This is a genomic window from Priestia sp. SB1 (genome assembly GCF_038898415.1).
The window spans coordinates 128710-151262 of the sequence record NZ_JBBJSS010000009.1; the positions used below are offsets into that span (position 1 = coordinate 128710).

Sequence of the window (22553 nt, forward strand, 5' to 3'; positions counted from 1 at the left end):
CAACTCGTTTGGATTTTTTTATTGGTATGGTGAACGTAGGTTTCATGTATATAGTTGCTTCTAGCAGTTGATTGGAGGGTAAGACGAAGACTCCTGCGGGGAAAGCGGAACAGGTGAGACCCCGCAGGAGCGTAAGCAACGAGGAGGCTCAGCGGCCGCCCGCAGAAAGCGAAGTCTTGCACGGAAATCAACTGCGGTGTGACCAGTAATTTATACTAGCTCCCTTATCCAATTCGTTCGTCTTTAGATTAGAGTGATTTTGTTATGTCTCAATCTCTTTTTGCTTTTGGATTATGTATTGCTGCACGCTTCGTAAGTTCGAAATTTGCTGTATGATAAACTTACTTCATACGCTAAGCTGTCAGATACCCGTGGTAAAATGTCAAAGAATAATCGTTATTTAATTAGGTATGTTTTATTCTGCACAGTTTCTTCATTTATTACTTTTATAATGAAAGCAAGGGATGTGAATAAATGAATCGTATTTCTATTAAGCTTGGACTCTTGTTTTTAATGTTCATTTTACTAATTGAAGCCGCTCTCTTTTTCTATTTATATAGCGGTCTTGCCAATACACGAATTTCAGAGGAGCTGCAAAGCTTGCGTTTAAGAGGAAACAGTCACCGGGAAGTATTAGAGAAGCATCATGATTCTGCTACGCTTAACCATGTTGCACTGATGGAATCAGAAGCAGAAACTGATGTTATCATAACGGATAAAACAGGAAAAATTATCAGTTCATCTAGACCTTTAATTCAAGGTGCAAGAAAAGCAGTAGAGAAATGGAAAGGAAAGTCTCTTACATATAAAGGTGAAATTATGCAAGGCGACTGGAAAAGCAAACCTTATATCGCCACGGCATCACCTATTAAAGAAGGCCATCAACAGTTCGGAACGGTTTATATGTTCAAAAACACAAAGGATATTCACGAAATGATTGCGAGACTACAGCATCATTTTTACGTAGCGGGAGCTGTGTCCGTTTTATTTTCCATTGTGACTATTTTTGCTCTGTCTAAATTTATAACCGCTCCTTTAATCAAAATGAAAAAAGCAACAGAGAAGCTGAGTCAAGGAGATTTGTCTGTGAAACTTGGCGCTCATTCAAGAGATGAACTTGGACAATTAGGAATGTCCATTCAGTCGTTAGCGAATGAGCTGCAGCGGTTACGAAAAGAGAGAAATGAATTTTTAAGCAGCATTTCACATGAACTTCAAACTCCTTTGATGTATTTAAAGGGCTATGCAGACGTAGCAAGAAGGCCTTCTAATACACCGCAAGAACGTGATAAGTATCTTGCTATTGTGGAAGAAGAAGCAGGAAGAATTTCACAGTTAGTCAAAGATTTGTTTCAGCTGGCGCAGCTGGATCAGCATACATTTTTTATTCAAAAACAAAAAGTAGAGCTAGCTACGTATTTGCACACCGTATGCGCGCATTTTCATTTAGCTTTAAAAGAAAAGGAGATGGAGCTGGAGATAAGCTGCCCTCAAGGTCTTTACGTTTCACTAGATCCTGAAAGATTTCAGCAAGTGATTATCAATTTACTTGATAACGCAATGAACTATTCAAAAGAAGAGACCAAAATTGATTTAAGTGTAAAAAAATCAGCTGAATCATTGACAATAACTCTTAAAGATCAAGGAATAGGCATTCCAGAAAAAGATCTACCTTACGTATTTGACAAGCTGTATCGAGTGGAAAAATCCCGCTCGAGAAAAAGCGGAGGCTACGGATTAGGCTTATCAATTGTAAAGGAGATTGTAGAAGCTCATGGAGGAGAAATAACAATCACAAGCGAGACGGGAAAAGGTACGACTGTAGAGATTGTATTAAGAGAGGATGGATAGGATGGCAACTATTTTATTAGTAGATGATGAAGCAAGGATGCTGGATTTACTAGAACTTTATCTGCTGCCAAACGGATTTACATGTATAAAATTTGAAAAAGGCACAGAAGCGCTGCGCTATCTTTATGAAGGTAACAAAGCAGATTTGATGTTATTAGATATTATGATGCCAAGCGAAGATGGGTGGGAGATTTGTCAAAAAGTAAGAAAAATGTCTGATCTACCGGTCATTATGCTCACAGCTCGCAGTCAAACGTTAGATGTAGTAAAAGGATTAAATATAGGGGCAGACGACTATATTACCAAACCGTTTAGCGAAGAAGAATTGGTTGCACGCATCGGTGCGGTTCTTAGACGTTCGTTAAAGGAAAAACATGAAATCACCTACAAAGGGTTAGTATGGAGCAAGGAAAATCACGTATTACAATATAAAGATCAGCAGATTCAAGTAACGCCTAAAGAGTTTGAATTGGTGGGGTTACTTCTTCAGCATTTAAATCGTGTGTTCAGCCGAGACGACTTGCTTGTGTTAGTGTGGGGATATGAGGCGGAGATTGGAGACCGTACTATTGACTCTCATGTGCGAAATGTTCGGGATAAGCTTAGAAAAGCGGGCTTTCCCGTAGACGAATACTTGCAAACTGTATGGGGAATAGGCTATAAGTGGGTTGATGTTAGTTGAAAATGATATGAGCATAGCTACTGAAATTGGTGAAAAGATAAAGTGAGCAGAAGCCAGCTTTTCGCTTTACATAGGGTAGGGGGGTATAGTATCATGAAGTTATGAAGGGAGGATGTTAGATGGTCGAAGCGAATCACATGAATAGTGAAGAAAAATGTTGTACGATAAATAGTGAAAGAAAAAGTCACCATTCTCCAGAAGTGAAAAAAAACCTAACAAGCCGATTAAATCGAATTGAAGGACAAATTCGAGGAATTAAAGGATTAATTGAAAAAGATACGTATTGTGACGACGTGATTACTCAAATCGCAGCTGCGCAGTCTGCTTTGAATAGTGTAAGTAAAATTTTGCTTGAAGGTCACTTGAAGCATTGCATTGTAGAACGTGTGCAAGCTGGTGATGAAGAAGTAGTGGATGAATTATTAACAACCATTAAACGATTAATGAAATAAAGGAGATGCTAGAAATGGAAAACGTAACATTATCAGTACAAGGAATGTCTTGCGGTCATTGTGTCAAAGCTGTTGAAGGCGGCGTAGGCGAACTTAATGGCGTTAAAAGCGTAGAAGTAAGCTTAGAAGATGCAAAAGTAACGGTTGCATTTGATCCAAGTCAAGTAACGGTCGAAGATATTAAAGAAGCTATTGATGACCAAGGTTATGAAGTAGCATAAACAGCATCGCGTGCGAATACCTTCGCACGCTTGATTTAAGAGAAAAATATACCCCTTGTAGGTATATAACAGGAGGCGAAACACGGTGAGTGACAAACAAAAAGAAGCCACCTTGCAAGTTACGGGTATGACATGCGCAGCGTGTTCTAACCGGATTGAAAAAGGGTTAAAAAAAATAGAAGGTGTAAAAGAAGCAAACGTGAATTTGGCTTTGGAAAGATCTACTATCATATTTGATCCGTCTAAAACAAGTCCACAGGCCTTTGAAGAAAAAATCGAAAAGCTTGGGTACGGAGTTGTAAGTGAAAAAGCCGAATTTGCTATTACGGGCATGACGTGCGCCGCTTGTTCGACTCGTATTGAAAAAGGGTTAAACAAATTAGAAGGCGTGACAAAGGCAAGTGTTAACCTTGCTTTAGAAACGGCTTCTGTTGAATACAGCCCTTCTCAAATAGATCCGCAAGACATAACGCAGCGAGTTGAAAAGCTTGGATACGGAGCCAAGCTAAAGTCAGAAGAAAAAGAAGAAGAGCAAAGCTACAGAGAAAAAGAAGTGAGTAAACAAAAAGGAAAGTTTTGGTTTTCATTTATTTTAAGCGTACCGTTATTATGGGCAATGGTTAGTCATTTTACGTTTACGTCGTTTATTCCTTTGCCTCATATGCTGATGAATCCATGGGTTCAGCTCGCTTTAGCTACGCCTGTTCAATTCGTCGTAGGGAAGCAATTTTATATAGGTGCATTTAAAGCTCTTCGTAACAAAAGTGCCAACATGGATGTTTTAGTAGCACTAGGTACAAGCGCAGCTTATTTCTATAGTTTATACTCTTCTCTTAAATCGCTTGGCTCATCTGCTCATACTACTCAGCTTTACTATGAAACGAGTGCTATATTAATTACGCTGATTCTTTTAGGGAAATTATTTGAAGCCAATGCCAAAGGCCGTTCTTCAGAAGCAATTAAAAAGATGATGGGTTTACAAGCTAAAACGGCCGTTGTAGTAAGAGACGGAGCGGAAATTGAAATTCCAGTGGAAGAAGTGCAAAAAGGCGAAGTTATTTTTATTAAACCCGGTGAAAAAGTACCTGTAGACGGAGAGATTATTGAAGGACAATCGGCTTTAGATGAGTCCATGCTGACAGGGGAAAGCGTACCGGTAGATAAAAGCATTGGAGATAAAGTAATTGGAGCCACACTCAATAAAAATGGTTTTCTAAAAATAAAAGCTACAAACGTTGGAAAAGAGACGGCGCTTGCGCAAATTATTAAAGTAGTAGAAGAAGCGCAGGGGTCTAAAGCCCCTATTCAGAGATTAGCTGATTATATTTCAGGTATATTCGTGCCAATTGTGGTTGGAATTGCTCTTCTTACGTTCTTTGTCTGGTACATTTGGATTGTGCCTGGCGAATTTGCACCGGCTTTAGAAAAGCTTATCGCCGTATTAGTGATCGCATGTCCATGCGCATTAGGTTTAGCTACTCCAACTTCCATTATGGCGGGGTCGGGCCGCGCAGCAGAATTTGGTATTTTGTTTAAAGGCGGCGAGCATTTAGAAGCGACGCATAAAATCGATACGATTCTTTTAGATAAAACGGGAACTGTTACAAATGGAACGCCTGAGCTAACCGATGTACGTATTGCACAGGGCTACGAAGAAAATGAGCTATTACAGTTAGTTGCATCAGCTGAGCGTTTATCGGAGCATCCTCTAGCTCAAGCACTCGTAGCAGGTATAAAAAATAAAGGTATAGAAATTCAAGATCCGTTATCTTTTGAAGCGATTCCAGGGCATGGAGTAAGGGCAACTGTACAAGAACGAGAGCTGTTAGTAGGAACAAGAAAGCTTATGAACCAACATAAAGTGAATATTGATGCAGCTTTAGAAGAAATGACAAATTTAGAACGAGAAGGAAAAACGGCCATGCTCGTTGCTCTTGACGGAAAATATGCCGGCATGCTTGCTGTTGCAGACACTATTAAAGAGACTTCTAAAGAAGCAGTTTCTAGGTTAAAAGAGATGGGCTTAGAAGTGATGATGATTACCGGAGATAATCGTCAAACAGCTCAGGCTATTGCGATGCAAGCGGGTATTGAGCACGTTATAGCAGAAGTGTTGCCAGAAGGCAAAGCAGAAGAAGTGAAAAAGCTTCAGCAGCAAGGTAAAAAAGTCGCAATGGTAGGAGACGGTATTAACGATGCTCCTGCACTTGCGTTAGCTGATATTGGAATGGCCATCGGAACAGGAACGGATGTAGCGATGGAAGCCGCTGATATTACGCTGATGCGAGGAGACTTGATGAGCATTGCAGATGCGATTGAAATGAGTAGAAAAACGATTTCTAATATCAAGCAAAATCTATTCTGGGCGATGGGTTATAACACGCTCGGTATTCCAATTGCAGCAGTTGGGCTGTTAGCTCCTTGGGTTGCTGGTGCCGCGATGGCTTTTAGCTCTGTATCGGTTGTATTAAATGCACTGCGATTGCAGAGAGTGAGGCTATAAGGTATGAAAAAGTGGATCATCTCAGCTATTTTGTACGTGCTTGCCGTTATAGCAGTATATGCTGTGTGGGAAATATAAAGTGAAAAATATTTGGGTCACCAAGCCATTTTCGGTGAAAGTGATGTAAAACAAAGCTGCTAAAGAATATTCTTTAGCAGCTTTGTCAGGTGCAAGGAATTTTTTTGATTCAATTCATACCCTTTAAGATGAAGGTCTTCTGGATGCTTTTGCTGAGCAATTAACACATCACGTCCATCATCCATAATCCAAATGAAATAATGACGGCTAGAACCATCTCCATAGGTAATGGTCATTTTGCAATCGATGCTCCCAGCAGACTCTTCATCTAAGAGAAGTTTCATGCGCTCAGCCTTTTTTATACTATTGGTGAATGTATTCATATCTTGTTCATCGATAAACGTTTTGAGCGTTTTCATTTTAATGGACGTTACTTCTATCTTTTGTACGCTAGGTGAGAGCGTGGACTGTGCGGAAAAAGAGGGGACTCCCATCACCAAGCTAACTACAAGTAAGAGTGAGGATAGAGCAAAGCGTATTTTTAGCATGTTTCTTTCCTCCTTTTATTTTTATACTTTTTCCTAGTGGTAAGTGTTTCATACGAAGGCCTTTTTTAGGCACAGGAAATTTTCGTACCTAATTACCTTCATCTTCACAAAATCTGCACAAAGTCTGGCTACAATAAAGAAAAGAAGAGTATGCAAAGATAAGTTGTTTCTAAGGATTAAAGGATTTTTATTTTAAAATTTATTAGGTGGAAAAGAGGGACTGTCATGAAAAAACAGCTATTTATTCTTGGTGCATCTGTCATTATTGGACTAAGCGGATGCGGAAACGATTCTAGTCATGAAAAACCTTCAGCTGACAAAAATGAATCCATGCACGATCACTCAGAGATGAATCACTCTAGTTCAGGAGAGGTTCCAAAAGGATTAAAGCAAGCTGAAAATCCAACATATAAAGTTGGAGATAAAGCCATTATGAAAGCTGATCATATGAAAGGCATGAACGGTGCTGAAGCAACGATTGTTGGTGCTTACGATACTACGGCCTATACCGTTTCGTATACGCCAAAGACTGGCGGGGAAAAAGTAAAAAATCATAAGTGGGTTATTCAAGAAGAAATAAAAGATGCGGGTAACGAGCAGTTAAAGCCAGGCAGCGAAGTGACGCTTGAAGCAGATCATATGAAAGGTATGAAAGGGGCAAAAGCAACGATTGATTCAGCCGAAAAAACAACGGTATATATGGTAGACTACACACCGACTACAGGCGGAGAGAAAGTGAAAAATCATAAGTGGGTAACGGAAGATGAGCTTTCAGCAAAATAGACTGTTAGCGAGAAAAAAGGCTGGACAGAAGTATTTTGGGTGAAAGAAGATCCGAACAATGAATCAAGATTCTTGATTGAGAATCTCGATTCATCGTTCGGATTTTTTATGGGTAGGGTGAGCGTAGGTCTTATGTAGTGTCTTCTAGCTGCGGTATTAAGTAGAATGCTACGGTAATAAAACGAACAAACTACTGATGAAAGGAGCTAGCTATGAGTGAACATACAGTAAAGCGAACAGGACGCACACGATGGTTCATTTCATCTTTGTTAAGCAGTATGATTATTTTAAACTATTTTGATCGTGTAGCGGTGTCAGTGGCCGCTCCTGCAATACAAGATGCATTTCACTTAACGGGAACAGAGCTTGGAATTGTCTTTTCTATTTATACGTATTCTTATACGATCATGCAAATACCTGCGGGAAGCTTGCTTGATCGGTTCGGAGTAGCATGGGTGACAAGAGTCGGTATGGTGATTTGGAGTTTATTAACGATGTCGATGGCCTTTTTGCAAGGAAAACTTCTTCTCTATATTGTCCGATTTTTAATAGGAATAATGAGTGCTTCTGCATTTCCGGCAGCATCAAAAGCTACGTCGCTATGGTTTCCTCCAAATGAAAGAAGCTTACCAAATTCTTTGTTTGATTCAGCGGCCAAATTTTCGAATGTACTTGGCGCGCCTCTTGTAGCGTTTCTCATCACCAAATTTGATTGGCGCACAGCATTCTTATCTATTGGAATTATAAACGTACTGTTTACGCTGCTGTTTTGGTTTTATTACGAAAAGCCAGAAAAGCATAGACGCATATCAGATGATGAGCTGAAGTATATTCAAGAAAATAATTTAAATGCAAACGATGAGCAAACATCAAAATTTTTACATACCTTGAAAGTATTATTTGCGAATCGAAAAGTTTGGGGGCTAATGATTGGGTTTACAGGCTATGGATATACGTTTAATTTACTGTTAACGTGGCTGCCAACTTTTTTAAAAGAAAAATACGGTATGGATATCATATCATCGGGCCTGCTTACGGCAGTACCTTGGCTAATTGCTACATTTGCTGGCATTTTAGTAGGCGGGTGGCTTGTTGATTACCTCATAAAAAAAGGTTATGACAGTCAAAAAGTATATCGCACCATCATTGTTATAGGATTATGCTTAGGGTTTGTTTTTTTAGGCTCTATTTTCACTAATAGTGTCGTCTTAGCGATGATTTGTATCTCGATTGGACTGGCAGGTATATCTGCAACCGCACCAATCGGCTGGTCTATTTCTGCAGAAATTGCACCTGCAGGCTCTATTTCCCTTCTTAGTTCTATTGTTAATTTAGCTAATAATTTGTTTGGAGGAATTATAGCTACAGCTTTAACAGGGTACCTTTTAGATAAAACAGGTTCTTTTAACCTAAGCTTTATGGTAGCGGGAATTGTATTGTTGCTAGGCTTAATTTTTTATATTTATGTGCTAGGAGATATTAAACAAATTAAAATTCCAAAAAATCAACGTACGAAGTAAAACCCCATGACTCGTTATGGGGTTTTACTTTTGATTATAAATAACGACCTTGCTTGTGCGTTTAGCGATGTGAGAAACGCTATTAAGAAGGGAAATAAGGTAAATTTGTTTGTTTAAAACATATGATAGAGACTTATTTTAAAACAGAATTGTTAGTATAGCATGTTCTTAAAAAGGTTAAGATGGTTTTTATGAAGAAACCTTGTGTCTAGTTTTGTTATTTCAGCAGAAGTAGATACGAACCGCACTATAAAAAAATAGAAAGGCAGAGGAACATGAATCATAAAGAAAGTGAAAGCAATACTGAGTTAAATCAAAGTCATTTGTTAAAGGAGCCTCAGCGCATAGAATTATCTAAGTACCAAATTTTAAAGGCACTGATACCTGTTATTATACTTGGGCTTGTCGTTTTAGTGGCCGTATTACAAAACGATGGTCTTCTTAATTGGATCTAGGCATGTAAAAGGGGTCTGTAACGTACAAACAGACGTCGCAATCAGTAGAAATAATGGATTGCAACTTAGGCATGCAACAAAAAAACTGCATAGAGTGTAATTCAAATCGCTTGGATACAGTAGAGGGAAAGAGGGAGATATATGCCAAGAGTAACCGTTTTAGGATACGGCAGTTTTGAAGTGGCAAAAGGAAAAAAGCTTGTCTTGGCACTCGAAGACAACGGTATAAATATTCTTCATCGGTGCGGTGGGAAAGCTAAATGCACGACTTGCAGGGTAGAAGTGCTCGAAGGTGAATATTGTGATTTAACACACGCGGAGAAAAATGCATACTCAGAAAGTTCAATTGAAGATCATTTGCGCTTATCGTGCCAAATTTGTGTAAATGAAGATGTCACCGTTCGGCCAATACTAACGGTAGAAAGCTCAGGACGAGAAGCAGGACCTCGACCCACAGAGTAGTCATGTAATTGCAAAAAGCAGCGTGTGGAATGTTTACATGCTGCTTTTTGTATGTTTACTTAAAAAAATAACAAGAACAGCTAAGGGGAGTAGCAGCTGTTCTTGTTCAAGTAAAATACCTACGGAATGATTCCTTTAAATTTTAGCATTCTGTAAGGCGGGCAGTAAATCACTCAAAAGAGTGATTATAAAGGCTTTTTTCGAACGGTTATCTGCAAATAGATTTAATTGGATTCTTCAATCACATCTCCACTTTTGTAAATATGATACCAGCCTATGGTACCTGATCCCCCTTGATCCATCCAGTCTTTATTTTTTGCTACGAATCTATAGTAAGCTTTATCGTTGTTATCTTTCCGTAAGCGGTCGTCTGTACTGAAGACAATGTTGTCACCGAGTTCTTTTTTACCGAATGCAATAGCCGTGCTGACAGGAAATTGCTTTCTTTCTACCTTGTTCTCATCTAAAGCTGCCCATGTTAAGGGGCCAACAATACCATCTGGAGACAAGCGGTGATCGGTTTGAAATTCTTTTACTACATTTTGCGTTCGCGTACCGAAAATGCCATCAACTGATGTGTTATACTTCACATCCTTTAAGCTTTGCTGTAAGTCTCTTACGTAGCTAGAGTGGGAACCTTTACGAAGCGTAGGCCTCGTTTCTGCTTTAGCTTCAATTTTTTGTGAGTAGGCATCTTTAGCAGCTGCTTCAGTAGTTGGAGTGCTGAATGCTACGCATGTTGTTGCAAGCGTAAGAGTAGAAAGCATGACAAGTGTTTTTTTCGTTAACATGAAATAACCTCCTTGTTTTTAGCAACTATTTGTCGCTTTTCATGAGCTTTATAACTAATTAGTAGCTATAAAGTCAACTTATTATAGCGCAGCCAGTTTTCTATTTGTTTTTATATTCCTATGATTATATAAGATAGTCATAAAAAACTAGTGAAGTAGATAAATCGTTCTATGTTTTCACTATAATTTCATTTTTCTCTGATACAGTACGGAAGGGAAAAAACAGTAGGTTTAAGCGTCTTGTGTACTTGGAGTATGTCTTGCTCTATAACGCTCATAATAAACGAATGAAAAGACTGCAAAGGGAATTTGGATCTCTTTGCAGTCTCTTCATGTTCAAAAGCTCTGCGTTCAACTGATAACCAGAAAGGAAAGTATTTATGTCTACTTTGTATGCTCAGCACATAAGGAACCTTTTTTCGAAAATAAAGTCCAATAAATCATCACGGAAACAAATTTTTCTCTACATATTAGGGATTTGCTGTTTGTGTATAGCGCTCATTGTAACAAACCACAATTATTCTCTTTATAAAAAACCAATAGCTGAGGTAGTGAAGACGAATGTTGTAGAAAAAAACAAATCTGCTGATTTAAATCATAACAAAGATACCGTATACTCTCAGGAAATTGTTGCTAAAATAATGAACGGAAAATATAAAGGAAGGCTTATCCATTTAGAGAATACGTACTCATATTCAGGTGCTTATGATCAAAAGTATACTGTCGGAACAGATCTTTTTGTCTCCTTAGAAAAGAATTCACAGCATGCTCTAAATGGAACAATTGAAGGAGTGAAGCGGGACAAGCAGGTTACCGCTGTCGCTGGTTTATTTATATTAATTTTGCTGGCTATTGGAAGAAAACAAGGTTTTTATTCAATCATTAGCTTATTTATTAATATTGTTCTTTTAATCGGGGCCCTCAATGTATATTTAGCACTAGGAAATGTGAGCTTGCTAGCTGTATGTATTGTTGCGGTCGTTCTTTTTACGGTTATTTCTTTGTTATTAGTAAGCGGTAATAAAGAAAAAACGCATGTAGCAATTATTTCAACTTTAATAGGTACATTTGTTTCTCTTTTAATCGCGTATGGTGTCATGCAACTAACAGATTCTAATGGCCTTCATTATGAAGGAATGGAGTTTGTGACGATTCCTCCTCAAAAAATATTTATGAGTGAGGTATTAATAGGATCTTTAGGAGCTGTTATGGATGTAGCGATTACGATTACTTCTTCTGTCTATGAACTATATGAAAAAAATAAAGAGATTGCGCGCAAAGATTTACTGAAATCAGGCAAAGAAATTGGTGGAGACATCATGGGAGCTATGACGAATATTTTATTTTTTTCATATATAAGCGGAACAATCCCAATGGTTCTTCTTTATTTAAAGAATGGCTCTCCTTTAGGATATACGTTTTCGATGAATTTCTCCTTGGAGTTAATCCGTGCTCTTACTGGCAGCATTGGCATTGTTTTAACGATTCCCATTACACTCTATCTTTCGATTCTTTTTATTTTTAGAAAGGGGAACAGAAAGTGAACGTTTTACTATTGCTTGCTCTTATTTTATTTATTCTGATGAGTGTTGTGGGCGGAAAAAAAGGAATCCGGTCTTTCCTTGCGCTGTTCTTGAATTTTGGCGTTATTTTTCTCACCATTCTCTTTATGCTGTCTATAAAAAATACGATTGTTGTTACGTTAATCGCTTGTACAATCATTAGCTGCATTAATTTATTTTATATTAATAAATTCAATCATAAAACGCTTGCTGCGTTTGTTTCAACGATTATTACCTTAGCTGTTTTAGTACTCTTTATTTTTATTATTGAACATCATGCAATGATTCAAGGATTTGGAGAAGAACAGGAAGAAGAAATTAACGCTTTTTCACTTTATGTTGGAATTGACTTTGCTAAAATAGCCATTTGTACAATTATTATGGGTGCCATAGGAGCGATCATTGATATTTCGCTATCTATTTCGTCTTCTATGAATGAATTATTTGTTCATGATCCGTCCGTAACTAAAAAGAATCTCTTCAATTCTGGTTTGAAAATCGGAAGAGATATTTTGGGCACCACAACCAATACACTGTATTTTGCCTTTGTAGGCGGATATTTGACGTTAATTATCTGGTTTAAGAGATTGTCGTATTCGTTTGGAGACATTATCAATTCAAAAACCTTTTGTGCAGAAGTCATTTCTATTTTAAGCGGGGGCATTGGTGTAGCCATTATTATTCCGATTACCTCTTGGATTAGTGCCTCTATTTTCTTACAAAAAAGAGAAAAAGGGAAGCAGTACAAGGAAATAAAGTAGAGAAGCGTATGGACAAATAAAAACAGAAAGTCATAAGAAACTGCCCCTCCAATGGTTAACCATTGGAGGGGCAGTTCAAATTAACCTCGGCCTATTTGTGGGATTTTGAGAGGAAACTAGGTGGAGGATGGGAGTTGTAATAGCATTAAGGATTACAATCTGTTTTTCTTACTGATAGATAATACGAAAAGGCCAAGAAGCAGAATTTACAGGAGAAGCAGCTTTTACAAGGACCGTCTCACCATTAGCTGGAAGCAGATTCTTAAAAGCATAAATTCTACGTTCACCTCTTGGAGATCCAGGCCCTCTGGAGGTCTTTTGAGGTATAATATTTCGTTCGTTTTTTGGGTCAAGTATCCAGTGTACGTACCAAATCTGACGTAAAAATTGTCTATTTGTACTTTGTGGACGTTCATCAAATATACAGTGATTCACTTGGCCTGTCCAATATAGATATCGCCCGTTTCCTATATGCCATTCATCTTCTGACCGATATCTGATTCCTACACATTCACCGGGATAGATAATATCAGGGATGTTGTAATGACTTTCTCTTTGACAGCTAGGGTCACTATATTGTGTATAAGGTGTGACTTCTACCTTTTCCAATTGATTTTTTCTAAAATACAAATATTGCTGCGTGACTTGCCCTGTCGTTCGATTTACGGCTCGGTGACTTAGAAGAATACCATTATAGGTCTGTAACTTTGTGTTATCGATGCTTCTTGTAACCGTTAAGGTACCGGCATTTGAGCTTATGACACCGCCTACTAATCTTCCATTATGAACACAGTACCCGTTTCTGCATGATGCACCGGCATTAGCTCGATATAGAACTCCTACGCATGTCCCACTAGTAATTAGAGTCAATTATATTCACCTCACATTTCAACGTTGTTTATAGAAATAGCTTTCGAAAGTACTCTTCGTTTGAAGTGATTTCTATAGATCATCTGGGCCATATCGATAGGAAGGCTGTGTTTGAATAAAATAGCCATTTCGTACTTGAGCTACCCAGTTTTGAAATATTTCTCTCCATTCAACACGGTTAAAAAACTCATCAAGCGGCTTTGAAGAATCCCATTCAATGATAAAGAACGGAACTACTGATGGATTCCATACGCCTATACTATTGACACCTGCTTCTTTGATAAGAAGTAAAGGCAGGCCTCGTTGGTAACCCATGCTTGGCTCTATTTGTAAAAATGGAGCACCTTCCCATGATGGTGGCGGAGGTGTACCGCCGGGAATATTCGTCATGGTATAATTGGCGAAGACTTGCTGCATATTCACCGCAATCAATCCATAGCTAGAGAGGATCATTCGGCGAACGCTTGTAATCGTTTTATTAGGATATTGCTCCGTATCAGGCAGTGTACGAGGGAAAAGAAGAGCACGTTCAATTTCATCAATTAAACGATTAAGAAATCTTGTTTGAGTAGCATTAAGCATAGAAGGGTGGCTGAGGAATACAGGAATTTTATAAGCTCTGTCGGCTGTATTTTTTAAAGGGATTTTAGGGGCAGCAGAGGGAGATACTTTATCGTCTCTAAGAGAGTAAGGCTTGTCTACATAATATTTACCATCTTGCGGATTATAATAGGAATAATGTTTTTTAATCGTAATCATCCTTTCTTATTTTTCTCTATATTTTATTCAGATAGACAAAATAAGTATGTATGTTTGTCCAAGGACATTAGGAGCATTTTTACGAGAAAACATATCTATATTATCGTATGTTAGATTTGACTTAAATTAGTAGGGAAAAATAATTTCTTAAATCCAATCCTTAAACAACTACTAAATCACTCTTAGTTCACTAAAAAATTGTAAATCAGTTAAAAATCAATTATAGTAATGAAGCATTAATACATAAGCCCATTTATACATCAGCTGAAAGGGAGTAGGAGGTGTTCATTAATGAGTACAAAATCTATAGATAGTATTGAAAAGGCGGCTCAAATCTTAAAATTATTGGGAGATAAAACAAGGCTTTCGATGGTGAAATTAATAGAGAACAATGAATGTTGTGTGTGTGAGTTCGTGGATATCTATCAAGCTAGCCAACCTTCAATTAGTCAGCATTTGCGAAAATTAAGAGATGCTGAGCTTGTGAAGGAAAGAAGAAAAGGGCAATGGGTTTTTTATTCTCTTAATAAAGAAAGCCAGTACTATGAGTTTGTTCTAGGTATACTTGAATCTGTACCAAGTCAGGACGAACGTTTAAAAGAGCTAGAAAAACAAGGACTGCGTATTAGTTGTTGTGAATAATTGGAGGTTTAAAAAGTGGCATCAGTTGTACTAGCATCATTGATTTTTTTAGTAACACTAATTTTTGTCATTTGGCAGCCGAAGAATTTGTCAATCGGCTGGTCGGCTTGCGTGGGAGCTATCCTTGCTTTACTGGCAGGCGTTGTTGATTTTCAAGACGTTCTTGAGGTAACCAGCATTGTGTGGAATGCGACTCTTACGTTTATTGCTATTATTATTATTTCTTTAATTTTAGATGAAATTGGTTTCTTTGAATGGGCAGCGCTTCATATGGCTAGAGCTGCAGGAGGGAACGGCGTGCGTATGTTTGTCTACGTATCTCTTCTTGGAGCCGTTGTAGCAGCGCTATTTGCTAATGACGGAGCAGCTTTGATTTTAACACCCATTGTTTTAGCCATGGTTCGGGCATTAAAGTTCGACGACAAAATGGTTTTTCCGTTTATTATCGCAAGTGGATTTATTGCGGATACAACTTCGCTGCCGCTTGTTGTTAGTAACTTAGTGAATATCGTATCAGCCGACTTCTTTGGCATTAGCTTTTCTGAATTTGCATCACGCATGATTGTTCCAGATTTAGTTTCTCTGTTTGCAAGTATTATGGTCTTGTATCTGTATTTCCGCAAAAGAATTCCTAAGAAATACAATGTAGCAGATTTGCAGAAGCCAGTGGATGCCATCAAAGATGAAAAGATGTTCCGACTATCTGGAATTGTCTTAGTTTTGCTAGTGCTAGGCTATTTAATTGGAGAATTCTTTAGCGTCCCTGTTTCAATCATCGCAGGTATTATTGCTATTCTGTTTTTGATGATGGCAAAAAAAAGCCGAGCGGTTCATACAAAAAAAGTGCTAAAGGGAGCTCCATGGGCCATTGTCTTTTTTTCTATCGGCATGTATGTCGTTGTATACGGCTTGCGTAATGCTGGTTTAACAGAAATTCTGGCTGATGTGATCCAAGCAACGGCTAGTCATGGACTGTTTGCGGCAACAATTGGCATGGGATTCACTGCCGCTATTCTTTCATCAATTATGAACAATATGCCAACCGTTATGATTGATGCACTAGCAATCGATGCAACACACGCAGCTGGCACAATCAAGGAAGCGCTCGTTTATGCAAACGTCATTGGATCGGATTTAGGTCCGAAAATTACCCCGATTGGTTCTTTAGCAACGCTTTTATGGCTTCATGTTCTGTCAACAAAAGGCGTGAAAATTTCCTGGGGAACGTATCTTAAAACGGGTATTATTTTAACGATTCCGACATTGTTTATTACGCTTGTTGGTTTGTATATTTGGCTATTAATTATTTCATAACATGTCCTAAAAGAGACGTGTTTCAGTCAATAGGATAATCGCTGTTATTAGAAAATTTTAGATGTGTATCGAAGCTGTAGAAAATAATCTACAGCTTTTTTATTGAAAAAGTATAACGGACACTGACACGCTTTTAAAATGGGATATGTATTTCTCATTGAAACTACTTTTCTCCCCATTCATACTCCAACAGCTCTTTCTATGATAAAATAATAAAACTGAATAAGTTTCACATGGAAATTTGAAATGTAAGGTGATTAAATACATGAAGTTAATTATTGCAGAAAAGCCGGATCAAGGATCGACGCTCGCTTCACAGTTCAAGCCGAAGCGTCACGACGGCTATTTAGAGATTCCACCGAATGAAGTGTTTACAGACGGAGCATATGTAACGTGGGCAGTGGGGCATTTATGTCAGCTTGTGAGCCCGGAAGATTATAAGCCGGAGTGGAAAAAGTGGTCAATTGACACGCTGCCGATGATTCCAGACCGTTTTCAATATGAAGTGACGCGCTCAAAAGCAAAGCAGTTTCAAGTGGTAAAAAAATTGCTTAAAAAGCCGACGGTCACAGAAATTATACATGCGGGAGATGCGGGGCGCGAAGGAGAATTAATCGTTCGTAATATCATTCAGCTGTCAGGTGTGCATAAGCCGATGAAGCGATTGTGGATTTCTTCGTTAACGCCAAAAGCCATTTATGATGGGTTTCAACAGTTAAAAGACGAAAGCGACACGCGCAACCTTTATTATGAAGCCTATACAAGAGCATGCGCGGATTGGGTCGTTGGGATGAATGCTTCACGCGTGTATAGTATCTTATTGAAAAAGCATGGGATGTCAGATGTTTTTTCAGCAGGGCGCGTGCAGACACCAACGCTTGCTTTAATTGTAAAGCGTGAAAAGGAAATTGATAATTTTAAATCAGAGCCTTTTTGGGAAGTGCTTGCTAAGTTTGATATTGAAGAAAAAAAGTATGAAGGCAAATGGTATCAAGACGGAGAGTCGCGTCTTAAAGAAAAAGAAATGGCGTATAAAATTGCTCAGTTTTGCGAAGGAAAAGACGCACAAGTTCATGAACTCGTAACGGAGCGAAAAGAGTTCCAGCCGCCTTTATTATTTAACTTATCATCACTTCAAGCAACGGCGAATAAAGCGTTTAAGTTTTCACCTAAAAAGACGCTTGATGTGCTGCAAGGGCTGTACCAGAAAGGAATTGTTTCTTATCCACGATCAGACTCAAACTACGTAACAGAAGGCGAAGCGGAAACGTTTCCTGAGATTTTAGAAAAGCTGAGCGCTTTTTCTGAATACGAACATTTATTTCCGCTTCCGTACTCTTCAATTCTAGGAAATAAACGCTACGTAAATGCAAAAAAAGTGAGCGATCACTATGCGATTATCCCAACGGAACAAGTGAAGGACCCTAGCAAACTGTCAGGAGACGAACAGAAAATTTATGACTTAGTCGTAAGACGGCTAATTGCAGCACACTACGAAAAAGCGATTTTCGACTACACAACGATTACGACACTTGTGGAAAAGCGAGCAGCTTTTATTTCAAAAGGAAAGCAGCAAATTCAAGAAGGCTGGCGCAAGGTAATTTTTCAAAATGAGAAAGACGACGATGTCATTCTTCCGAATGTTCAAGAAGGCGAAGAAGGTAAAGTTATTAAGGTAGACGTAAAAGAAGGCAAAACACAGCCTCCAAAACGCTACACCGAAGGTCAGTTGATTACACTGATGAAGACAGCGGGTAAGCATTTAGATAACGATGAGCTGGAGAAAATTCTAGCAAAGTCAGAAGGCTTAGGAACAGAAGCAACGCGTGCTGGAATCATTACAATGCTTAAAGATCGTAAATATATTGATGTGAAAAAAAACCAAGTGTTTGCGACTGATAAAGGAAAGGTATTGATTGACGCGATTGGAGATAAAATTTTAGCTTCACCAGAAATGACGGCTAAGTGGGAGCAGCGTCTAGCTGAAATTGGAGAAGGAGCAGCATCGGCTGCTGCCTTTATGGAACAAACAAAGAAACTGTCAGCTAAAATTATTGAAGACGCTGTCGAAGCAGAAAGCAAGTGGAACTTCAGCGGATATGACACTGAATCCATTCAGCGAAAAGGCAAGGGAAAAGGTAAAAGTTTTTCCTCTAAATCGTTTGGTCCATGTAAGCTTTGCGACGGAAAAGTAGTCGATAAAGGTTCCTTTTACGGATGCTCAAACTATGCAAAAACAAAATGTACATTTACCGTATCAAAAAAGATTTTAGGTAAAACAGTTACTCAAGCTAATTTAAAAAAGCTGTTAAGCGAAGGACAGACAGATTTGATTGAAAGTTTTAAAAAAGGCGACAAGACTTTTAACGCTAAGTTAGAATGGAAAGAAAACAAAGTACAGTTTTTATTTGAAAAATAGAGAAATAAAAAGTGCTTGCTAAAGATAAAGAGCAGGCGCTTTTTGTATGTAAAAACAGGAGTTTTCCAGCCTTTCTAGAATTTCCTACATAGCTTATTTATGTAAAGGATGAGATTAATGAAACGAACGAGTAAAGGGATGATTCCGTTTTGGGATTATATTGGCATTGAAGAAACGCTGCTTGAAAAAGGATATGCAGAGTTGAAAATTACGATTCAACCACAGCTTCTGCAAGGAAGAGGAACGGTTCATGGAGGCGTTATTGCCACGCTTATCGACGCGGCTGTTGGTTCGGCTGTGCGTTCTTCTCTTTCTGAGGAGGAAAGTGCCAGTACAGTTGAGTTAAAAGTAAATTACACAAGGCCGGGTATAGGTGATTATTTAGTTGCAAAGTCTACATTGTCTCACCGCGGCAAAACGCTTGCTGTTGGAGAAGTGAAAATTGAAGACAGCAGCGGCAAGCTTGTTGCGCTTGGCAGTGCAACATATATGATTTTTTCAGCAAAAAAAGCTTAGGATTCTAAGCTTTTTCTGCTGAATTCAGCTGCTGACTAATACATGCAATAATTGTTTTATAGTAAGCTTTGGGATGGGGAGCAAATTCACTTTTATGTGCTGTACGGTGAATTGGCTCTTTTTCATTTGTTATCCCTTCAATGATCAGTTCTGTTTGATTTCCAAGCCACAGTTCGCAAAAGTGAGAAAACGGAGCTTTTACAAGTCCTGATACTTCTTCTTGCTGCAACGTAAACGCACTAAGAGGGTGAGAGCTGTAGTATAAAAATACATGCGCAAATTCTTTATCAACATAGTGCGGCTGAGATACTTCGTATTTAAAGACATCTAAAGGAAGCAATTCATCAAATGAAATGTTGACGCCGAGCTCTTCGTGAATTTCTCTTACACCGTCCTTAGCGGTTTCTGTATGAAGCAAATGTCCGGCAGCTGTGATATCGAGTGCACCGGGGTAATCTTGCTTTTGCTCGCTGCGAATTTGGAAATAAATATAGTCTATATCATTTTCGCGGCTGACAAACCAGCAGTGAAACGCTTCGTGCCAATAGCCTTTTTCGTGAACTTCTTTGCGAGACGCGGTTCCTATGCGCTCCTGTTGGTTGTTAAATATGGTTAACACTTCATCGTTCATCGTAAGTCCCCCAATTTTTTTCCTACTTCTTTCTACTCTAACCTGCCGTGAAAGGTATGTAAATAATGGAAGATGAAAATCTGCTTTGATACATACAAATATGCACAAAATAAAGGACACATCAATTTTAGTAAAGAAGGTGCATGCGTTGAATCATTGGATGGAAGTAGTACTTCGTTCAGTGCTGATTTTACTTGGCTTGTTTTTTATTACAAAGCTGTTAGGAAAAAAACAGTTATCTAAACTTTCTTTTTTTGAATATATCGTTGGCATTACGATTGGTGATATTGCGGGAACCATTTCAATGGACGTAGATTTACAGGCAAGTCATGGGGTAGTCGCGATTTTAGTGTGGGCATCGTTTCTTATTTTTGTCTCAAACGTATCGTTAAAAAGTATAAGCTTTCGAAAAGCGGTGGAAGGGACGACGACGATCCTCATTAAAGAAGGAAAAATCCTTGAGGAAAATGTAAAAAAAGAAAAATATACCGTAGATGAGCTCATGGAACAGCTTCGCAAAAAAGACATCTTTTATGTGGAAGACGTCGCTTTTGCCATGCTCGAAACAAACGGCGAATTAAGCGTGCTGTTAAAAAAAGAAAAGCAGAACGTTACGCGTGAAGATTTAGTACTGAAAGAAGAACATACAAGATTACCTCAAACGATTATCATGGATGGAAATATAATGAAAGAAGCGGTTCATGAGCTGGGGTATAGCGTAGCGTGGGTTAAAGAACAGCTCAAAGAGAAAGGTGCTGCAGTCGACAAAGTATTTTTAGGGCAAGCAGACTCAGCGGGTCATCTCTATCTTGATTATTATGAAGACTGAGGCTAGGACAAACGTATTTTAGCCCAAGTGAAAAACGAACCACTAATCAACATGTTGAATAGTGGTTCGTTTTTTTGTGATGGTACATATCGTTTTATCTGTTTCGTTCCCTCTAGCAGTTGATTGGAGGGCAAGGTAAAGACTCCTGCGGAAAAAGCGGATCAGGTGAGACCCCGCAGGAGCGCAAGCGACGAGGAGGCTCAGCGGCCGCCCGCAGAAAGCGAAGTCTTGCACGGAAATCAACTTCGGTGTCACAAGCAGTCCAGCTCATGTATCTCATTTGTTCGCCTTTAGGCTGAATTCATTTCGTTATGTCTCAGCCTCAGCGGGGATCTACTTCTCGTCCAGATTTTATGTCGATGACTTTAAGGCTGTCTTTTGGTGCTTTAATATCTTTACTTGCAGGCGCTGCTTTTTTATTTTCTACCCAGTCTACTAACAAATCAAAAGATTGATGAGCATATGGGAGCAGGGGCTGAAGCTCTTGATTTGGATCCGTTTGTTTATTCCACACTAAGCTATCAACGTGATTTCCGTTTTTCACAGTATAAAGGCGATGAAGATTTGCCTTGCCAGCTTTTTTAACGAGTTTTTCATAGCCTTCGGCGTGAATAGACGGGAAGATAAGTGAATCGAGAGAGCCAGTCATACTGATAAGAGGCACATCGATATCGCCCGTATTTTCTACTTTTGCTACATTTTCTTTTACGCTTTTTGGACGGGTTTGATAGCGATAGTTTTCAAAGATGTAGTCCCATGAACGGTCGCGCAGGCCTGATGAAGTAAAGTTTAAATAGTTGTGCCAGTTTGTTCTTCCTGGAGCTGTCGGATCAAAGTGGTCACGGTAAATGTTTAAAGTGACCGCCCAGTACACTTGATCATGATAACTCCACAGTTTTTCTGATCCTTTCGGAAGGCCGGCTTTATACATTTGTTTAATAGCTTTTTTCTGCTCTTTTCCGGTTCCGTACAGCGCTTCTTCCGCGTTGTTTACAACCGGTGTTAGTGAGCTGATTAAATTTGGCGCTTTTGCACTCCACAATACGCCTTCCCAATCGACGCCTCCATCAAATAAACGAGGCTCTTTGGTTTGTTTTGGATCGTCGTGTTCAAGTGCGTATCTGACAACGTATCCGCCGTTTGAAATGCCAATTGCATACGTGGGTACTTTATGATCGTTGCGAATCAAATCGCTTGCAGGGTTTTTTCGATTAGCCGGATTGATTAGTTTGTCCGAGTAATGAGTAGTCAAGTATTGCTGAGCTGCTTTTGTCATTTGACGATAGCGCATATTCCATTCTGCTACGCTGTCGTCATCGTTAGCAAGCGCATTTTTTACTTTAGCAAAAGGATCGTTAGGGTCACTTTCTCCTTGCGTTCCTTTATCAATCGCGGCAAACGCATAGCCTTTTTTAAGAACGTAATCGCTGAATAATAAATCGGTGGACGTTTCGTTGCGCGTAGCAGGAATGCCGGCTACCACAAGTTTTCCATTCCAGTTATCAGGAACACGGATGACGAACTGAGCGTCTTCAAAAATTCCATTTACTTGCGTTCCTTTAACCGCAGCGGGCTGATTGATTCGATACCAGCCTGATTCATCTTCAGCTTTTCCCCAGTTATAAGGAGTAAGCCCGATGTTTCCATAGAGCGTAGCCAGCTGATATTGAGCGGGGTTTTTAGTCGTCAGCCAATTCCCGTTCGCTCCGTCAAAATAGGTTTCTGCTGACTGATCAGCATTTGGAATGACATCTGTTTTGTTAGCAGCTTCAGCAAGAGATCCTGAAGCGGAAAAACAAAGAGCAGCAGAAAAAGTAAGCGCTATCATTTTTCGTTTCACGTTTCTTCCTCCTCATGAAAATACTCACACCTTTTAAGTAAATTCCATAAAAAAGAAAAATATCCTGTTTTAAAATCAATTTAGAAGAAAGTTTTTGCGTTTGTTTCTAAGCTGTTTTTGTCTG

Annotated in this window: 22 protein-coding genes; 16 read left to right on the plus strand and 6 right to left on the minus strand. The window is 38.9% G+C overall.

The annotated features are described in order from the left end of the window. Positions 1–474: 474 nt before the first annotated feature. The 5 genes from WKH56_RS28410 to WKH56_RS28430 all read left to right on the plus strand — a co-directional run bounded on the left by WKH56_RS28410 (position 475) and on the right by WKH56_RS28430 (position 5709). Positions 475–1851: a sensor histidine kinase gene (locus WKH56_RS28410; RefSeq protein ID WP_047751142.1), complete on the plus strand. Its 1377-nt coding sequence runs from the start codon at positions 475–477 to the stop codon at positions 1849–1851. Between the two features lies 1 nt (position 1852). Then, complete coding sequence (locus tag WKH56_RS28415) at positions 1853–2533, plus strand: response regulator transcription factor (RefSeq protein ID WP_047751141.1); 681 nt, start codon at positions 1853–1855, stop codon at positions 2531–2533. A 119-nt stretch (positions 2534–2652) separates the two neighbouring features. Beyond that, on the plus strand, positions 2653–2985 hold the full coding sequence (locus WKH56_RS28420; protein ID WP_014460516.1) for a metal-sensitive transcriptional regulator: 333 nt from the start codon (positions 2653–2655) through the stop codon (positions 2983–2985). A 14-nt stretch (positions 2986–2999) separates the two neighbouring features. Then, positions 3000–3206 carry a copper chaperone CopZ gene (copZ, locus tag WKH56_RS28425; protein ID WP_033578734.1) on the plus strand — a complete coding sequence of 69 codons (207 nt, stop codon included), beginning with the start codon at positions 3000–3002 and terminating at the stop codon, positions 3204–3206. Between the two features lie 85 nt (positions 3207–3291). Then, positions 3292–5709 carry a heavy metal translocating P-type ATPase gene (locus WKH56_RS28430; RefSeq protein ID WP_221833496.1) on the plus strand — a complete coding sequence of 806 codons (2418 nt, stop codon included), beginning with the start codon at positions 3292–3294 and terminating at the stop codon, positions 5707–5709. A gap of 137 nt (positions 5710–5846) precedes the next feature. Here WKH56_RS28430 and WKH56_RS28435 read toward each other — a convergent pair whose 3' ends face one another. After that, positions 5847–6275 carry a YhfM domain-containing protein gene (locus tag WKH56_RS28435; protein WP_033578736.1) on the minus strand — a complete coding sequence of 143 codons (429 nt, stop codon included), beginning with the start codon at positions 6273–6275 and terminating at the stop codon, positions 5847–5849. A 225-nt stretch (positions 6276–6500) separates the two neighbouring features. Between WKH56_RS28435 and WKH56_RS28440 the strand changes: the two genes are divergently transcribed. The 3 genes from WKH56_RS28440 (at position 6501) to WKH56_RS28450 (ending at position 9495) form a co-directional block, all read left to right on the plus strand. After that, positions 6501–7058 (plus strand): YdhK family protein, encoded by a 558-nt coding sequence (locus WKH56_RS28440; protein WP_033578737.1) that lies wholly within the window; start codon positions 6501–6503, stop codon positions 7056–7058. A 212-nt stretch (positions 7059–7270) separates the two neighbouring features. Then, positions 7271–8578: an MFS transporter gene (locus tag WKH56_RS28445; RefSeq protein WP_342837141.1), complete on the plus strand. Its 1308-nt coding sequence runs from the start codon at positions 7271–7273 to the stop codon at positions 8576–8578. Positions 8579–9174: 596 nt separating this feature from the next. Beyond that, complete coding sequence (locus tag WKH56_RS28450; protein ID WP_310884364.1) at positions 9175–9495, plus strand: 2Fe-2S iron-sulfur cluster-binding protein; 321 nt, start codon at positions 9175–9177, stop codon at positions 9493–9495. A gap of 224 nt (positions 9496–9719) precedes the next feature. Here WKH56_RS28450 and WKH56_RS28455 read toward each other — a convergent pair whose 3' ends face one another. After that, a complete protein-coding gene (locus tag WKH56_RS28455; protein ID WP_033578741.1) occupies positions 9720–10286 on the minus strand; it encodes a peptidoglycan-binding domain-containing protein in 567 nt (188 codons plus the stop codon). A gap of 551 nt (positions 10287–10837) precedes the next feature. Between WKH56_RS28455 and WKH56_RS28460 the strand changes: the two genes are divergently transcribed. Together WKH56_RS28460 and WKH56_RS28465 are read left to right on the plus strand one after the other, a co-directional pair. Then, complete coding sequence (locus tag WKH56_RS28460; RefSeq protein WP_034264529.1) at positions 10838–11830, plus strand: YibE/F family protein; 993 nt, start codon at positions 10838–10840, stop codon at positions 11828–11830. Further along, positions 11827–12609: a YibE/F family protein gene (locus WKH56_RS28465; protein ID WP_048021337.1), complete on the plus strand. Its 783-nt coding sequence runs from the start codon at positions 11827–11829 to the stop codon at positions 12607–12609. Before WKH56_RS28460 ends, WKH56_RS28465 begins: the two co-directional genes overlap by 4 nt. A 168-nt stretch (positions 12610–12777) precedes the next feature. Here WKH56_RS28465 and WKH56_RS28470 read toward each other — a convergent pair whose 3' ends face one another. Together WKH56_RS28470 and WKH56_RS28475 are read right to left on the minus strand one after the other, a co-directional pair. Beyond that, on the minus strand, positions 12778–13479 hold the full coding sequence (locus WKH56_RS28470; RefSeq protein ID WP_063247254.1) for a hypothetical protein: 702 nt from the start codon (positions 13477–13479) through the stop codon (positions 12778–12780). 72 nt (positions 13480–13551) lie between these two features. Next, the gene (locus WKH56_RS28475) at positions 13552–14238 is read right to left on the minus strand and encodes a hypothetical protein (protein WP_223546544.1); all 687 of its coding nucleotides are present in this window, start codon (positions 14236–14238) and stop codon (positions 13552–13554) included. A gap of 291 nt (positions 14239–14529) precedes the next feature. Between WKH56_RS28475 and WKH56_RS28480 the strand changes: the two genes are divergently transcribed. From WKH56_RS28480 to WKH56_RS28495, 4 genes are all read left to right on the plus strand, one after another. Continuing rightward, complete coding sequence (locus WKH56_RS28480) at positions 14530–14880, plus strand: ArsR/SmtB family transcription factor (RefSeq protein ID WP_013056623.1); 351 nt, start codon at positions 14530–14532, stop codon at positions 14878–14880. Positions 14881–14895: 15 nt separating this feature from the next. Then, positions 14896–16194, plus strand: coding sequence for an arsenical efflux pump membrane protein ArsB (locus WKH56_RS28485; protein WP_063247255.1), 1299 nt, complete (start codon positions 14896–14898; stop codon positions 16192–16194). 265 nt (positions 16195–16459) lie between these two features. Then, on the plus strand, positions 16460–18613 hold the full coding sequence (locus WKH56_RS28490) for a DNA topoisomerase III (RefSeq protein WP_342837148.1): 2154 nt from the start codon (positions 16460–16462) through the stop codon (positions 18611–18613). A gap of 117 nt (positions 18614–18730) precedes the next feature. Further along, positions 18731–19129 (plus strand): PaaI family thioesterase, encoded by a 399-nt coding sequence (locus WKH56_RS28495; protein ID WP_048021331.1) that lies wholly within the window; start codon positions 18731–18733, stop codon positions 19127–19129. 4 nt (positions 19130–19133) lie between these two features. Here the strand turns inward: WKH56_RS28495 and WKH56_RS28500 are convergent, their stop codons facing one another. Then, the gene (locus WKH56_RS28500) at positions 19134–19760 is read right to left on the minus strand and encodes an NUDIX hydrolase (RefSeq protein WP_048021329.1); all 627 of its coding nucleotides are present in this window, start codon (positions 19758–19760) and stop codon (positions 19134–19136) included. Between the two features lie 139 nt (positions 19761–19899). Here WKH56_RS28500 and WKH56_RS28505 point away from each other — a divergent pair, with 139 nt between their 5' ends. Continuing rightward, on the plus strand, positions 19900–20589 hold the full coding sequence (locus tag WKH56_RS28505) for a DUF421 domain-containing protein (RefSeq protein ID WP_228123063.1): 690 nt from the start codon (positions 19900–19902) through the stop codon (positions 20587–20589). A 119-nt stretch (positions 20590–20708) separates the two neighbouring features. Further along, complete coding sequence (locus tag WKH56_RS28510) at positions 20709–20888, plus strand: hypothetical protein (protein ID WP_080968667.1); 180 nt, start codon at positions 20709–20711, stop codon at positions 20886–20888. 23 nt (positions 20889–20911) lie between these two features. On the opposite strand, the gene WKH56_RS28515 is transcribed toward WKH56_RS28510, so the two are convergent. After that, on the minus strand, positions 20912–22429 hold the full coding sequence (locus WKH56_RS28515) for a peptide chain release factor 2 (RefSeq protein ID WP_048021325.1): 1518 nt from the start codon (positions 22427–22429) through the stop codon (positions 20912–20914). Positions 22430–22553: the final 124 nt, after the last annotated feature.

What these genes read in the sequence shown, in the direction of transcription:
- WKH56_RS28410 (WP_047751142.1), top strand. Translation starts at nt 475, where the DNA reads ATGAATCGTATTTCTATTAAGCTTGGACTCTTGTTTTTAATGTTCATT.
- WKH56_RS28415 (WP_047751141.1), top strand. Translation starts at nt 1,853, where the DNA reads ATGGCAACTATTTTATTAGTAGATGATGAAGCAAGGATGCTGGATTTA.
- WKH56_RS28420 (WP_014460516.1), top strand. Translation starts at nt 2,653, where the DNA reads ATGGTCGAAGCGAATCACATGAATAGTGAAGAAAAATGTTGTACGATA.
- copZ (WP_033578734.1), top strand. Translation starts at nt 3,000, where the DNA reads ATGGAAAACGTAACATTATCAGTACAAGGAATGTCTTGCGGTCATTGT.
- WKH56_RS28435 (WP_033578736.1), bottom strand. Translation starts at nt 6,275, where the DNA reads ATGCTAAAAATACGCTTTGCTCTATCCTCACTCTTACTTGTAGTTAGC.
- WKH56_RS28440 (WP_033578737.1), top strand. Translation starts at nt 6,501, where the DNA reads ATGAAAAAACAGCTATTTATTCTTGGTGCATCTGTCATTATTGGACTA.
- WKH56_RS28445 (WP_342837141.1), top strand. Translation starts at nt 7,271, where the DNA reads ATGAGTGAACATACAGTAAAGCGAACAGGACGCACACGATGGTTCATT.
- WKH56_RS28450 (WP_310884364.1), top strand. Translation starts at nt 9,175, where the DNA reads ATGCCAAGAGTAACCGTTTTAGGATACGGCAGTTTTGAAGTGGCAAAA.
- WKH56_RS28455 (WP_033578741.1), bottom strand. Translation starts at nt 10,286, where the DNA reads ATGTTAACGAAAAAAACACTTGTCATGCTTTCTACTCTTACGCTTGCA.
- WKH56_RS28475 (WP_223546544.1), bottom strand. Translation starts at nt 14,238, where the DNA reads ATGATTACGATTAAAAAACATTATTCCTATTATAATCCGCAAGATGGT.
- WKH56_RS28480 (WP_013056623.1), top strand. Translation starts at nt 14,530, where the DNA reads ATGAGTACAAAATCTATAGATAGTATTGAAAAGGCGGCTCAAATCTTA.
- WKH56_RS28490 (WP_342837148.1), top strand. Translation starts at nt 16,460, where the DNA reads ATGAAGTTAATTATTGCAGAAAAGCCGGATCAAGGATCGACGCTCGCT.
- WKH56_RS28495 (WP_048021331.1), top strand. Translation starts at nt 18,731, where the DNA reads ATGAAACGAACGAGTAAAGGGATGATTCCGTTTTGGGATTATATTGGC.
- WKH56_RS28500 (WP_048021329.1), bottom strand. Translation starts at nt 19,760, where the DNA reads ATGAACGATGAAGTGTTAACCATATTTAACAACCAACAGGAGCGCATA.